This window comes from Calothrix sp. NIES-3974, assembly GCF_002368395.1.
GTDB lineage: Bacteria > Cyanobacteriota > Cyanobacteriia > Cyanobacteriales > Nostocaceae > NIES-3974.
The window spans coordinates 2,687,153-2,702,179 of record NZ_AP018254.1 but is presented as its reverse complement, the minus strand read 5'-3'; the positions used below and the strand labels follow the sequence as shown (position 1 = coordinate 2,702,179).

Below are 15,027 nucleotides of genomic sequence, written 5' to 3'. Positions count from 1 at the left end.
TCAGGAAAAGAAATTTGTCGGGAACTCAAACTGAAACGAAATATTCTTTCTGAAAAGAATTTTAAACCTAATTCCTTACCACGGGAGCAGAAATAATTCCCATTTTTTCTAAAACTGCTGCAACCTGGAGAATTTTACCTTCCTCATAGGGTGCAGCGATTAGCTGTACTCCTAAAGGTAATTCCCCTGGACGCTGAATTGGTACTGACAACACGGGTAAACCAATAAATGATAAAGGTTGGGTAAATTGTCCTAAGTAGGGACGAACTAAAATTTCTTCCCCATCTAATACCATTGTTTGTTGACCAATTAAAGGTGCAGTCACAGGTGTAGTGGGTGCAATAATTACATCTACCTTCCTAAATACCTCCCGCACTTGTTCCCGATACCACCGCCGAAATCGCTGTGCTTGAATATACCAATTACTGGGAATTAAAGCTCCAGCCAAAAAGCGATCGCGGGTTGCGGGGTCGAAATCTTGAGGGCGATCGCGTAATTGATTCAGATGCAAATTCGCACCTTCACTCGCGGTAATCACAAATGCTGCTGCTCGTGCTCGTTCGGCTTCGGGAATGGTAATATATGTGTGGATGTTGAGGGCTTGAGCCACCGTTTCCACTGCAATTAGGGCTTGTGGTTCGGCTTTTTGTTGAAAATAACCATCCGCGATCGCTATTCTGATTCCTGTCAGGTCAGGATGTGCCACTAAATCCCTCGTTTGACAGGGTTCTTTAGAGGTACAAACCGGGTCTTTGGCATCAAAACCTTGTAGAATATCGAATGCGATCACCATATCCCTCACGGAACGGGTAAGGGGACCAATATGGTCAAGACTACTAGAAAATAAAGCTACACCTGCTCTTGATAATCTCCCGTAGGTCGGTTTCAAACCGAATACACCACATAAAGCTGCGGGAACCCGGATAGAACCATTTGTATCCGAACCGAGGGTGAGGGGAACCAAACCCGCAGCGATCGCAGCAGCAGACCCCCCGGAAGAACCACCAGCAATCCGTCGTCGGTCGTGGGGGTTGCGGGTTGCACCATAATGGGAATTTTCAGTGACAAATCCGTAGGCATACTCATCCATATTTAAAGCACCGACCAAGATTGCACCTGCTTGTTTCAGTTTGGAAATAGCCGTTGCATCTTGACTTGCGGGAGGATTTTCCGCGTTGATTTTCGCACCCGCTAAAGTGGTGACACCAGTAATATCAAAGAGATTTTTCACCGCAAAGGGGACACCAGCAAGCAACCCTGGTTGATTACCTAAAGCTACTTCTGTATCAATTCGTCTTGCATCAGCTAAAGCTGAGTCCACAGTAATATGGGTAAAACAATTAATTTGACTATCGTATGCTGCAATTCGTTTGAGGGTTGCTTGAATCACTTCAACAGCACTAACTTTGCTTTGACGTACTAATGTGGCAATGGATATGGCATCTGCGGACTCTAGATTTAGCATTGAGGATAGGTTCTGTGGGAATAATTTGGCTGAATCGGAGAGGATAAAACCGATTTCTAGGTATTCGCTATTATACAGTAATCGAGCATAATTACAGATAGGTTGTATCTGGAAAATCTTGTGCAATAAATATTGTTAAACAAGTATTTTTTAGACAGTACATTTGATGTATTTACTTTTTTTAATTGGTTTTTATACCACTTTATTCTGGAGTTATACGTCGATGTAGTGAAAGCGTTTCCAATAAATCAACTTTACTACACTTAACAATTCGTTATAATCTGGGTGATTGTATAATTAAAAGGGCGCAGTTCATCTGCAACATTTTCCCGATAATCCAGCAAAAATTATTGAATATTATGAGATTAATAAAGTTTTCTCGAAATTAAATTATTCTAGCTATGGTTTAGAAAGTTATAGGATATATTAGAAAACATCAAGCACTTCGATTTGATTCGGTTATTAATTTGTATTAGCCATGATTTGTTGACCAATGTGTATCACCAAATTAGATTGATTATATGGTTAAAGAATCTCAAAATTCTGGTATCATGTAATTAATAATACAGACCATCAATCCTTAATGATTGATAATTAATAGTTAGTTTTTCTTGCTATTAATTATCAATGATATAACTGGAATTTATCCTGATTATTCAGAGTGGATGACTGACGATTGGGATGATAAACAGAGCATAATTTAATGGTACATTTTCTGATTGGTAAGAATTCACAGAGAATGTACTTTTTTAGCGAATAAGTAGCAGGACTTGTCCTGTATCCACCCCAATTAGTGAGTATTAATGAACAGATTAATTTCCCTCCTACTTACTACTTACTACTTTCCAAGTTCTCTACACATCAGATGTCAATTCTCTATTTCTCACAAGTAATACCATTTCGCTCAAATTTTGATACATTTTCTTCCCCTAATCCCCATTCCCAAAAACGATAATTCAAGTATTAAAATCGACTTTTAAAACATCCTCTGAGGGGTTTGTCGGAAATAGGAGTCATAAAGAATAAGGGGTAATTCCTAAATCATACCAGGGTCAATTATGATAATTATTGCAAACTTTTTGATTTCACTTTACGGATTTTTATACCATGAACAAAGTTCGAGTTTGCCTATCAATTCTAGGATTAACTGCAACAGGTTTACTTGCTGATTCTGTCACCAAAAAAGCAACAGCAAAGACTATCGAACCACCAACATCAAACCAAAATTGGAACGCCAAACTTAGGTATCGGCAAACAGCTAAATATCCCATCGGATTTACAGCAAGAACACCTCAATCCACATCATCATTAATTACTTCCAATACATCATCACCATCTAGCGATCGCACCTTTAGCTCTATCTATGATATTGCCCAAAAACGTAACCATCAACCAGTGCAAATTTCCTATCGTGCGGCTGATTTACATTTACAAACTGCTCAAAATATTCCTGTTCCCGCTCCAGAAAATTTACCAACCATACCACCTGACCATCAATATCAACAATCCGATTATAATTCACCCATAACACCACCAGAATTAAAATATCAACAATCAGAACATCATCCACAAAATACAATCCCAGAAACAAAATATCAACAACCAGTCGAAACCCAACCTACCCATTATCAAGAGAAATATCAAGAAAACTACCCCAGGAATGAATATGAGTACAAACAACAACAATTCCAAGTCAAACCAGTTGATCAACACCACATCAAAAAAGCGCAAAAATTACGAGTAATTCCAATTTTAGGAGATAAGAGTTTTCCGGGAATTTCTGCATCTTTGGAAGATACCGAAAAGTTTGTACTACAAGAAACAGAATATCAAGATGTAAACAAATGGTCAATTACACCAGAAATAGGTACTCTAGGAGCCGGATTTTCTGCGAAGAAACGACTGAATCATCAATTTGATGCTCGCGTCGGTGTACACATGGGAAGTCTGGGTTTAGGAGAATATAAAAACGATAAAGGTGATGATAAACATGACGACCATCCAGACCATGATGGTCATGAAAAACCTCATAATTATCTTTCCTACGATTCCAATTTAAACCTATTTAACGTTTCCACTTTAATGGATTATCGTCCCTGGAAAAATTCTGGATTTTATATTACCAGTGGTTTTGTTTTCCATAATAATCATGTTAATAGTGATGCGAATCTCAAACTCAGTGAAGATGGGTATTTTACATATAATGGCAATCACTATACCCCTAATGATATTACCGCAGTCAAAGGAAAAGTATCTTTTCCCAATAAAATTGCTCCCTACCTGGGAATTGGTTGGCAAAAACCTGTTAAATATGGTGATAAATGGGGATTATCCATGAATTTAGGTGTGATGTTCCCCGGTGCTCCCAATGTGGAATTAACCCCCCAAATTGGGAATGAAGGATTACGCGACCAAATTTTAGCTGATACCAAAGCTGAAGAAAAAGCTATTGAAGAAGATTTAAAGGGTATGGGAGTATATCCAGTTCTTTCTGTTGGTGTTTCTTATCACTTCTGATGATAATTCGTAGTTTGTAATTCGTAATAGCCTACGGCAAGCCGCTTCGCATCTACGTAATAGCCTGCGGCAACGCTTCGCGTACGTAATACCCGCCACGCGGGAAGCAAGCTACATAATTCGTAGTTCGTAACTACTAACCTTTCCTTACCCATGAAAATTAATGACATGGAGAGTGGTCTGTACTATTAATTTTGATGGTTTAAAAAAGGCACGTAGTAGCGCTAGTCTACGACAACCCTGCGGGTATAGCGCCTTTATCATAAAGCTTTTTCGAGGCTAGAGCCACAACTACGAACCCATCAGAACTAATGACACAGACTACTACTAGATAATCTCAGAGAAACCTGACTGCTTCCATGAACTTTTGTAGCATTTTTTGCATCTATATCCTTAGATTGGAAACACAGCCATTATTCTCTAAGGTATAAAAAATGCGCAAAATTAGTTTATTCCTGCCATTAATCTTGGTTAGTAGTGCATTGGCTATTTTCGGTGAGACACTTCAAGTATTCCTGGGAAGCAAAAATAATTCCCAGGTAATCGCACAAACGGGGGATATCTCCCAACTGGATCGACAAGTGGTTGCGGAAATGAACAAAGTTCGTGCAAACCCCCAATCCTACATTCCCATTTTAGAAAATTATCGGCGGAAATTTCGGGGAAATCGGGTGCAAATCAATCACAATACCTTTCTCCAAACCCAGGAAGGAGTCAAAGCTGTTGATGAAGCGATCGCATTTTTAAGGTCAGCTCGACCTGCGGGACAGTTACGTCTCTCTACGGGGATGTCCCGTGCTGCTCGTGACCATGTTCGAGACCAGGGACCAAAGGGTACAATTGGCCACAGGGGTAGCGATGGTAGTACCCCATTTACCCGGATGAATCGCTATGGAAAATGGCAACAAACTGCGGCGGAAAATATTGCCTACGGACCAAATCAGGCTCAAGATATTATCATGCAATTAATTATTGATGATGGTGTACCCAATCGTGGCCACCGGGTAAATATCTTTAATCCGGCTTTTCGAGTAACCGGGGTTGCTAACGGAAACCATTCACGCTACCGCACAATGAGTGTAATTAAGTACGCAGGTGGTTATCAGGAAGGGAGTTGAAGTAATTTGTAATTTGTAATAGCCTACGGCAAGCCGCTACGCGTCTACGTAATAGCCTGCGGCAACGCTTCGCGTACGTAATACCCGCTACGCGGGAAACAAGCTACGTAATTTGTAATAGCCTGCGGCAAGTCGCTATGGGTCTACGTAGTTTTTAATACCCGTGTGGTGGAAAGTAAGCTACGTAATAGCCTGCGGGAAGGCTGTGTCTACGTAATTTTATGGCAAAGTTTTATGTATCAAAGAGAAACAGCAGTAGCATAATTAGGGTTTGCGAATAACACTTTATCTGCGGTTAACAGTCAACTGTGAACTGTCAACCGCAATATGCGATCGCTAATCATTTAGCTGAATGCATTTTCAACCATTCCGTAATTCCCTCCGCTAGAGTCTGTGCTAATTTAGCTTGAGATTTCGGGTCGGTAATCCATTCAAATTCACGGGGATTACTCATGAAACCCAATTCCAGTAACACTGATGGAGCACTGTGGGGACGGGTTAAAGCCAAATTATTCCAAAATACTCCGTAGGAAGGACGGTTTAATTTCTTTACTAAATAGTTGTGCAAAAATACGGAAAGATGGTGGGCTTGACTGTGGTACCAAAACATGCCCACGCCTTGGGTGTTTTCCGCATCACCGTTGTCGGGAAGGGAGTTGTAATGGACTGAAAGGGCAATGGTGGGTAGTTCCCGATTGATGATTGCTTGTCGCTCCGGTAGGGAAAGTTCCCGGTCATCTGTACGGGTCATGACCACATTTGCACCGCGTTTAGTTAATTCATCCCGCAGTAGTTGAGAAACAATCAAGTTAACTTCCTTTTCTGGAACTCCAGTTGGTCCAACTGCACCTAATTCCCGACCACCGTGACCAGGGTCAAGAAGAATTTTCACCCCTTCCAGGGGACGACGACGATTTTTAGTTAGTCGGGGAGGATGGCGCAAACTCAGCACCAATGTTGTACCTTCGTATTGGAATTGATAGCCCCATTGTTGTTTCGTTTTGAGATTGATTTGATACTGAACGGTTTGGGGAGTAATTTGTTGCCAATCGACTCGCTCGATAATCGGGTCATCATCGGTGCGAATAATATCAGTTTGAGCAGTGGTATTGTGGAGAGTCAGGTTGAGAGTATTACTTCCTTGCTGAATACTTACAGGAACAGGTATTTGTAGGGGGAAACGCAATTCGGTGGTGTTAGCACCTTGACGGTAGCCGACACTACGAATTATGGTGCGGGGTGGCACGGTAACTGGTATAATACGGGTCTCCTGACTATTGATCCAACCACCATAATCGAGGCGATACCAAATTCCTTCTTTGCCTGTGATTGCCGCTTGGGTTCCTTGAGGTAAAGGGGTCAAGCGAGAATAATCCGTGCTTGGGCCAGTGCGAGCCACACCTGCTGCCACCGTAATTTCCGCGACTTGTAACTGATGGGGTGACAGAATTTGTACTTTGCCCCCAGCCGCTTGGGTCAAGGTTTTACCGTAGAGAGTAAGTTGATATTGGGGTTGTCCCAAATCTCCTATTGAGTTAAAACTGGTACATCCAGCATAGAAACCAGCTGTAGCTTGGGCTTCTGGTTGGTTACGTCCCGTTAGGGCTGCTAAGTTGCTGGGTAACAATGACTGTTTTGGCTGAGGAACAAGATTGATAGTTTGATCGGCAAGTTTAACGCTAACCTTGGCATTAGGTGGGGCAATAGCGCTGAAACAGATTGGTTCTCCGGTCATCCGAGCTATATCCACCTTGGGAACCAGGGAATCTTTACCGAAAGCCAATCCTTGGGGTATTTCTGGTTGAGTTGCGGTACGTGTCACCTGAATAGTTAATTCTTGGTCTTCGTAACGTACCACAAATCGATTTTCACCCAACTGTAATGGTAAGCTGGGAGCAAAGTTTCCCGACGGACTACGGTTAATGGGTTGGCCATTTATGAAAACTTTTCCGGTTGGCGGGGCACTACCAATGAAAAAGATTCTATCTGCACTGGTTTGGTGATTGGCAGGAGGATAAACCACTTTCAGGGGTTGTTGTTGGGCCAAAACAATTGAAGGAGTAATTATCGAGCTAATGAATACTAAACCAAATGCTATTCTCACGCCACAATACCAATAAATGATTACGACTGTAGATTACTGTGGCACAATGACGGGGTGTAATTTCAGAGGTTGCAAGAAATTCAAAAAAGTATGACTAAGTTCGTATTTGTCACCGGTGGCGTTGTTTCTAGCATCGGTAAAGGTATTGTCGCAGCAAGTTTGGGACGCTTGCTTAAATCTCGAGATTACTCAGTCTCGATCCTTAAGCTCGATCCGTATATTAACGTTGATCCGGGAACCATGAGTCCGTTTCAACATGGTGAGGTGTTTGTCACCCAGGATGGAGCCGAAACTGATTTAGATTTGGGACACTATGAGCGCTTCACCGACACACCCATGTCTCGTCTTAATAGCGTTACCACTGGTTCGGTTTACCAAGCGGTAATTAACCGCGAACGCCGTGGTGATTATGAGGGGGGTACGGTACAAGTTATTCCCCATATTACCAACGAAATCAAAGAAAGGATTATTCGGGTTGCTAAAGATACGAATCCCGATGTGGTGATAACGGAAATTGGGGGTACGGTTGGAGATATTGAATCCTTGCCGTTTATGGAGGCAATTCGTCAGTTTCGCAAGGAAGTAGGACGGCAAAATGTCCTGTACATGCACGTGACTCTGGTTCCTTGGATTACCTCGGCTGGGGAAATGAAAACCAAACCCACCCAGCACTCGGTGAAGGAATTACGTTCCATCGGCATTCAACCAGATATTTTAGTTTGTCGCTGCGATCGCCCCCTACCCCCTGGTATTAAGGAAAAGTTATCTGAGTTTTGTGATGTTCCCTTTGAATGTGTTATCCCCGCACCTGATGCCAACAGTATCTACGAAGTACCGTTAATTTTGGAACGGGAAGGATTGGCACAACAGGCCCTGGAGTTGTTACAAATGGAACAGCGTATCCCGAATTTGTTACAGTGGCGAGAATTAGTAGAAAGGCTGTATAGTCCCAAGTATCCCATTGAAATTGCCATTGTTGGTAAATATGTCCGTTTAAATGATGCCTATATTTCGGTGGTGGAGGCTCTGCGTCATGCAGCCTTGGCTACCTATGGTGATTTACGATTGCGATGGGTGAATTCGGAAAAACTGGAAACCGAACCTGTGGAAAATTACCTCGCTGGTGTTGATGGGATTGTGGTTCCCGGTGGATTTGGTACAAGGGGGATTGATGGTAAAATTGCCGCGATTCAATATGCCCGTGAACAACAAATTCCCTTTTTAGGTTTATGTTTGGGTATGCAATGTTCCGTAATTGAATGGGCACGGAATGTGGCAGGTTTAAAAAACGCAAATAGTGCCGAATTTGACCCCAATTCCCCGAATCCTGTGATTCATCTATTGCCGGAACAGGAAGATGTGGTGGATTTAGGGGGAACTATGCGCTTGGGTCTATATCCGTGTAATTTGCTACCTAATAGTTTAGCCCATCGCCTATATCAACAGGATTTGATTAGCGAGCGTCATCGTCACCGCTACGAGTTTAATAATGGGTACAGAAACCTGTTTTTGGATTCAGGATATTTAATTAGTGGTACTTCCCTAGATGGACGCTTAGTCGAAATCATTGAATTACCGAAACACCCATTTTTCCTTGCTTGTCAATTCCACCCAGAATTCCAATCCCGTCCCAATGTACCCCATCCTCTGTTCAAAGGATTTTTGCAAGCAGCCATTAGCAAATGTCATCCAGGAGTCAACCAACCAACCCCCGCAGAAGTGCTATAGAAAGAGGAGATTGGGGGATGACAGAAAGTTAAATACAGAGTACTTGGATACAGAATAACCGTGGTGTGGACTTTTATACTGTGTACGCTGATATGTTTCTCTTTTAGTTGGTTGAAAGTAGACCTTTAAGCATTAACCATCTAGACCAAAAGCTCACTTATTGACCGTGTAAAAGCTGTGGATAGGTACGTATAAATGCTGCATTCTGATTCTCATCCCCAACCCTTCATTTGGTTCAGGATGCGAGGTGATTTATGTATCGGTTATTTTGTATCCTGTATTCTGTCTCCTTCCTGTAATCAATATCAAGATTGGGGAAAAGATTCACAAAAATTCATCACCAGAAACATGTTGCGATCGCCGTTGAACTTACGTTAAGTTATTTTCGGTATCAACTTGCTAACAAGGATTTATAATCCACAATCGTAGGGTTTTGCGATCGCAAATTGCAATCCTAAACCTACATCTCCCATTTTCATATACTAATTTTCCCCAACGTGGCAGATATTCAACCACTCCATCATCACTCAGCCAATCCCTATTGGATCAAAATCACCTACGAACGCAACGAATATATTATTAATCTTGCTTGCATCAAATCATTTTGCCGCGAACCCAATGGTAGAATCACATTTTGGCTACCAGATAGTTCCATCCCCATCATCATCAGTCCAGTCAGTAACCCCGAATCCTATGAACTGGTTGTAAAGCATATTGAATCCCTTAGTGGGTATCGGTTTTAAATCGGGGGAGTACTCACATCTTGCACCAAGAAAAGCTGATGGAAATAAAATACTCAGTATAAAGCTAAAAGTATTATTTGAGCATTAAAAGCGAACAAAGATACTGTAGCTATATCGCGTATATTTTGAAATTCAACGTATGTATACGTAAAGGTGCAAGATATAAGATATAAAAGTAGGGAATTGGAAATCTTAGTATAATTAATCACGTCAAACTAATTTCCCCTTCTCCCCCATCCCTATTACTTCAAAGGCAATTTTCGCAGCTCCGAAGATACCAGCTTGATTACCAAGTTGAGCGGGGATAATTTGCAGATTTTCCCGTGATGTGAATAGTACTCGGCGTTCCACCTCTGCACGGGTTGCGGGTAAAAAAAACTTGGCACTACCACTTACACCCCCACCAAGAATGACTGCATCCGGTGTTAATACGTAAACTAGACTGCTGATACCAATACCTAAATCTCGTCCGTATTCCTGCCAAAATTCTAAAGCACGGGAATCTCCATTCGCTGCTAAAACGCCTAATTCCGCAGGTTCTAACCCCGTTCGTCGGCGAATAGCTCGAATAGAGACAAACTGTTCCAAGGAACCATTATTACCGCTATTGCAGGTAGGGCCATCTGGGTACAAAGTAATTAAACCCAATTCACCAGCAGCACCATAATGACCGCTAAATAACTCCCCATTGAAAATAATTGCTCCACCGACCCCCGTACCCAAGGTGAGTAAAATAAAATTGGGGAAATTTCTCCCAGCACCCAACCAAGCTTCACCTAATCCAGCACAGTTCGCATCATTAGCAATAATCGTCGGTTTGTGGAACTTTGCCTCCAACCAATCAGCCAACGGTATATCCACCCATCCTGGTAAATTAATTGATACCTTGGCAATTCTACCCCTTGCATCCGTTGGACCAGGTAATCCCACCCCGATAGCTGTACTAATACCATCTGGATCGAGAAATGCGATCGCCTCTACAATTGTCGCAAACACATCTTCCGGATTCGCAGGTTGAGGAGTTGGTACAGATATGGTTTTAATTAAATTACCATCAGTTCCTACCCTTCCCAATTTAATTCCCGTTCCCCCTAAATCAATTCCAATTACTTCCCTAGACACGTTTTTGACCACACGACAATTTTAGATTTTAGATTTTAGATTTTGGATTACCTTGCGGTAAATCAGCTACACATATCCCGCATTTCTCACAAAACCCTAAAACTCACGGGGAGTAGGGAGTAGTGTAGACGCGTAGCGTCTAGTCTACGACAACGCTGCGCGTACCCGTAGGGTATAGAAGGAAAATGAATTCGTTACTCAAGGTTTACGACTTACTCGTGAGAAATCCAGGATATATGGATTGAAAAAACCGTATAGAGCATTAACTCCCAAAATCTATCGTAGTCCTAAATGATTTGTAAAATCTTAGATGTGGGGTTGTTGACGGTTGACGGTTGACGGTTAACAGTCATCAGTCAACAGCACGCTATTTTTCACTACTAAAATCGGATTGCTATATCTGTCGAATTCATGGTTCAAATTGGTATCATTTCCAAATCTAGAAGATAGGATACAGGATATGGGATACCCTCGATAGGATACTGGAATGCAAATTTGACTCAATAATAATTTTTCCCACCCAGCTAAATGTTACAAACTCAACCAACCAAAAACCTGTTCAACTGTTAATTCAACTTCAATACCTTCTAAAACCGGCAAACAGCTATTTCCTGTGTATAATTCCAAACGTTGACCAGGGAAAACACCAAAAATGCTGTCATTTTCCGAGTCTATTAACCATCCTAATTCCGTTCCATTTTTTAAACAATGAAATATTCTGGTCAAGACTTTGGTGGTATTTTGATTAGGGGATAAAATCTCAATTATCCAATCAGGGGGAATCTCAAACCGATTACTTACCCTTCCAGTACTTTCTCGGGGAATTCTCGACCAACGAAACACACTGACATCTGGAACCAGGGATTGACCATCAAATGTACACCGTAGCTCTGGAAATGCGATCGCTATTTTTTGACTTTTCGCGACACCGTTGATGACTTCGCAAAAAGTTGTTTGGATTAAACTATGTTCACCCTGTGGCATTGGTTTTTGTTGGATTTTTCCGTTAAAGTATTCAGATGCGGGTTTGGTTTCTGGTAAGTCCAGAAATTTCTCTAAATTGAGTGGTGGTGATTCAGTGATGGTCATATTTAATTAGGGAGTTGGGAGTAGGAAGTCATCGCATTAATTTTGATGAGTGGATAAAGGCACATAGTTGCGCTAGTCTACGACAACCCTGCGGGTATAGCGCTCTAAAGTAAAACTTTTTCGAGGCTAAAGCAACAACTACAAACCCCTCAGAACTTATGTGGTGGAGTAGTAGTGGGCTTACTAACCACTCGTGATCAATTCTAGGTTAACGTGAATTCGACGAATTATAAATGCTACAATCCCTGTGAATCAATGATTTTGAAAGTTAAGGTTTAAAGTAACCTCATCCATTAGTTGAGAACAAAGTCAATAACTGACTGATTCCAGGTTTAATGATTTTATTCTCAACATCATACTTGGAGGTTTTTAAAAACTTCTATTTTCTACGAATGCTACTGGAAAGGAGTTTCAGGCTTTATAAATCATCGAACTCACGTTAGGTTAATACAAATTATTCTAGAAATTGCACAGAATTTACCCCTTCCTGTAGCTTGTCTGATTGCAGGAGGGGGTAAGAGACGGCTAATCTCCACCGGAAAAAGGGATTAACTTATCGATATTTATGCTGTTCTAATAGTTGTTGCGCTCTGGGTTTATATATTAAATAAAACAGCGATTCAATATACCTTAATAGGTCTTCTCGATTTTCGCGCGAAATAAAATTCCAGAAGCCGTAAATTCTGGATAGGGATAGTAATTTCGTGGTATGGATTTTCCAGGTATAGGTGCTATAAACTCGTTCGATGGCATTGGCGGAAATTTCTAACCATTTATCAGGGTTAGTTTGACATTCCTGGATAAATTTTACTATTTTATTGGCAGTTTCTTCGTGGTTTGTGGGATTAATATAAAAGCCGTTTTTCCCATCTTGAATAATTTCCAAAGGACCACCAAATTGGGTAGCAAATGTTGGTAAACCGGAAATCATGGCTTCTAAAATTGTTAAACCAAAGGCTTCAAATAAAGCTGGTTGGACAAATATACCCCGATGGTCAGCAATGACTCGATAGATTTCTCCCGAATCAGCTTTCGATAAACGTACCCCTAACCAGCGAATTTTGCCTTGGAGTTGATATTCTTCGATGATGCGATATAGCTTGACTATTTCTTCCCTTTCTTCCCCATCTCCTGATTCTTCTACTCGCAATTTTCCTGCTACTAAAATCAAATTGCAATGTTCTTGTAATTCTGTACTTTTACCAAATATTTCCGCTAAACCGGTGAGATTTTTAATCCGGTCTAACCTTGCCATTGAGAATAGGGGAATTTTTTGGGGATTATCTAAGTGACCAAAAATATGTGATGGGTCATCCAGGGTAAACAACATTTCGGTAATGCGATCGCAGTCATTTTTCACCCTTTCTTCCTGTCGTGTATAGGGAAAATAATACCCTTCATTCACTCCAGGGGGAACTACGTTAAACTTAGGACTAAATAATTCAATTCCGTTGACGACATGGTATAAATCCGGCATTGTAAAACATTTGTAGGATTCGTACTGACCCACACTATCGTTTGTTCCCACAATTTCCTGATAGGTGCTACTAATGATAAAATTAGCGGCATTCATCGTGAGTAAATCGGCAGTAAATTGCAGGGAAAAATGATATTTATCTTCCAAATCCTGCCAGTACAAATTACTAAATAAATATTTCGATTTTTCTAAGGCATGGGCAATATTACACTGGGTAACTTTCATCCGTCTTGCTAACAAAAATGCCACCAAATTACCATCGGAATAATTACCCACAATTAAATCTGGACGACCATGCAATTCTGTCCATAATTCCCGTTCCGCATCCAGTGCAAAGGTCTCCAAATAGGGCCAAAATTCAAATCGAGAAATCCAGTTTTGAGTCATATTGGGATTAAATTCCCGTAGGAGTACACGCAATATCCACGCATTATCACTTCCATGTACCTTCTCCAATCTCTGATTACACCGGGTTCCATCACTATTCGGAATCAACCGCGTTAAAATAATCACCTTGGTTTCAATATTCAACCCTTCCAAACCAGCTAGAATCGCATCCTCTTTAAGTTGCTTATCTAAATTTTTCGCTTGGTCGAGGACATACACCACCTGTCCCCCCGTATCTGGACGACCTAACACCCCTTCTTGACCAAACCAACCATGAGCGGATACCAGAACAATCTTAAAAATCATGGGAATGCGAGAAATAAACGCTTCCAAGGTTTGGGGAGCAGGGGAATCCAATAACTCATCCAACATTTCCAGGGTTTCTCTCACCCTTGCGGTCGTATTTCCCCATCCTGGTTCAAAACCCATACTTTGCAATTCATACTGGAAACTTTCATAGGGTTTATCATCAGGATAATTGCTTAAAAATGCGATCGCTTTTTTCACCTGTGTGGATAATTCCTGCTGTGATTGAATCCGGGGGTTGATTAATAACTGATTACCTGCATAACTATGCACCCGTAAAAAGTTCAAAAGGCTTTCTAACCATTGTTTCGGGTCGGCAAATAACTTACTAGAAAGGTAGCGATTCAAAAACTGTACCCCTTTACCAATATTCTTCGGGTCACGAATTATGGGAGAATAATCGTAGAATGGACCAAAATCTATCTCAAACAAATCACCATCCGCAGGATGATAACGATTGACCAAGCGATCGCGTAAATCTAATAGTTCCTCCACACTCATTTCATCCCAGCTTAAATCGTCGTTTAGCCGACAGATTTCTTGACTGGCTATCTGGGGACGAATAATAAAACAAAAACTCGTATCGTCCTGAATTATTTCCTGGGTATAGTAAATTAATTTACCTAAATTCGACGATTGTAAGCAAGCAGGAGAAATTTGATTGGCTTGGCAATAATCACCATATAAATTTAAAATATCGTTACGCAGTAAGTATTTCTTCTCCGATTGACGCAGAACACTCATTAAAATCCGCAAGTCTTTTTTTTCATCGCTATCGAGTACTGCTTGCAATAATTCAGACATATATCTACTTTCCTATTTGCCTAAAAATCTTCTGTTTAATTCGCTACTATAGTCCCATAGTATATTCCCACCCCGATTCAGGACACATCCTCTGAAGAGAAAAAATCTTGTTCCCCAACTCTATCTCCAGTCAGATTTTTGCCAATCTCCCAATCCCAAGTAAACAC

General features: G+C 41.2%; 9 protein-coding genes and 1 pseudogene. 5 read left to right on the top strand and 5 right to left on the bottom strand.

What is annotated here, in order from left to right; translation table 11 throughout:
- Positions 1-67: 67 nt before the first annotated feature.
- Entirely contained in the window at positions 68-1,465 is a 1,398-nt protein-coding gene (locus CDC37_RS10700; RefSeq protein WP_096621855.1) for an AtzE family amidohydrolase, read from the bottom strand.
- Positions 1,466-2,572: 1,107 nt separating this feature from the next.
- Here CDC37_RS10700 and CDC37_RS10695 point away from each other — a divergent pair.
- Both CDC37_RS10695 and CDC37_RS10690 read left to right on the top strand, forming a co-directional pair.
- Entirely contained in the window at positions 2,573-3,982 is a 1,410-nt protein-coding gene (locus tag CDC37_RS10695) for a hypothetical protein (protein WP_096621853.1), read from the top strand.
- Positions 3,983-4,416: 434 nt separating this feature from the next.
- Positions 4,417-5,100, top strand: a complete 684-nt coding sequence (locus CDC37_RS10690; RefSeq protein ID WP_096621852.1) for a CAP domain-containing protein — start codon at positions 4,417-4,419, stop codon at positions 5,098-5,100.
- Positions 5,101-5,440: 340 nt separating this feature from the next.
- On the opposite strand, the gene CDC37_RS10685 is transcribed toward CDC37_RS10690, so the two are convergent.
- On the bottom strand, positions 5,441-7,204 hold the full coding sequence (locus tag CDC37_RS10685; RefSeq protein ID WP_096621850.1) for an N-acetylmuramoyl-L-alanine amidase: 1,764 nt from the start codon (positions 7,202-7,204) through the stop codon (positions 5,441-5,443).
- Between the two features lie 90 nt (positions 7,205-7,294).
- On the opposite strand from CDC37_RS10685, the gene CDC37_RS10680 reads away from it, so the two are divergent.
- The 3 genes and pseudogenes from CDC37_RS10680 to CDC37_RS10675 all read left to right on the top strand — a co-directional run.
- Positions 7,295-8,932 (top strand): CTP synthase, encoded by a 1,638-nt coding sequence (locus CDC37_RS10680; protein ID WP_096621849.1) that lies wholly within the window; start codon positions 7,295-7,297, stop codon positions 8,930-8,932.
- Between the two features lie 195 nt (positions 8,933-9,127).
- Positions 9,128-9,310, top strand: coding sequence for a hypothetical protein (locus CDC37_RS24205; protein WP_157780711.1), 183 nt, complete (start codon positions 9,128-9,130; stop codon positions 9,308-9,310).
- 155 nt (positions 9,311-9,465) lie between these two features.
- Positions 9,466-9,675, top strand: a pseudogene (locus tag CDC37_RS10675) (hypothetical protein); the annotation flags it as partial.
- A gap of 210 nt (positions 9,676-9,885) precedes the next feature.
- Here CDC37_RS10675 and CDC37_RS10670 read toward each other — a convergent pair.
- The 3 genes from CDC37_RS10670 to CDC37_RS10660 all read right to left on the bottom strand — a co-directional run bounded on the left by CDC37_RS10670 (position 9,886) and on the right by CDC37_RS10660 (position 14,860).
- The gene (locus CDC37_RS10670) at positions 9,886-10,797 is read right to left on the bottom strand and encodes an ROK family protein (RefSeq protein ID WP_096621847.1); all 912 of its coding nucleotides are present in this window, start codon (positions 10,795-10,797) and stop codon (positions 9,886-9,888) included.
- A 531-nt stretch (positions 10,798-11,328) separates the two neighbouring features.
- A complete protein-coding gene (locus CDC37_RS10665) occupies positions 11,329-11,886 on the bottom strand; it encodes a Uma2 family endonuclease (protein ID WP_096621846.1) in 558 nt (185 codons plus the stop codon).
- A 553-nt stretch (positions 11,887-12,439) separates the two neighbouring features.
- A complete protein-coding gene (locus CDC37_RS10660) occupies positions 12,440-14,860 on the bottom strand; it encodes a sucrose synthase (protein ID WP_096621844.1) in 2,421 nt (806 codons plus the stop codon).
- Positions 14,861-15,027 lie beyond the last annotated feature (167 nt).

What these genes read in the sequence shown, in the direction of transcription:
- CDC37_RS10700 (WP_096621855.1), bottom strand. Translation starts at nt 1,465, where the DNA reads ATGCTAAATCTAGAGTCCGCAGATGCCATATCCATTGCCACATTAGTA.
- CDC37_RS10695 (WP_096621853.1), top strand. Translation starts at nt 2,573, where the DNA reads ATGAACAAAGTTCGAGTTTGCCTATCAATTCTAGGATTAACTGCAACA.
- CDC37_RS10690 (WP_096621852.1), top strand. Translation starts at nt 4,417, where the DNA reads ATGCGCAAAATTAGTTTATTCCTGCCATTAATCTTGGTTAGTAGTGCA.
- CDC37_RS10680 (WP_096621849.1), top strand. Translation starts at nt 7,295, where the DNA reads ATGACTAAGTTCGTATTTGTCACCGGTGGCGTTGTTTCTAGCATCGGT.
- CDC37_RS24205 (WP_157780711.1), top strand. Translation starts at nt 9,128, where the DNA reads ATGCTGCATTCTGATTCTCATCCCCAACCCTTCATTTGGTTCAGGATG.
- CDC37_RS10665 (WP_096621846.1), bottom strand. Translation starts at nt 11,886, where the DNA reads ATGACCATCACTGAATCACCACCACTCAATTTAGAGAAATTTCTGGAC.
- CDC37_RS10660 (WP_096621844.1), bottom strand. Translation starts at nt 14,860, where the DNA reads ATGTCTGAATTATTGCAAGCAGTACTCGATAGCGATGAAAAAAAAGAC.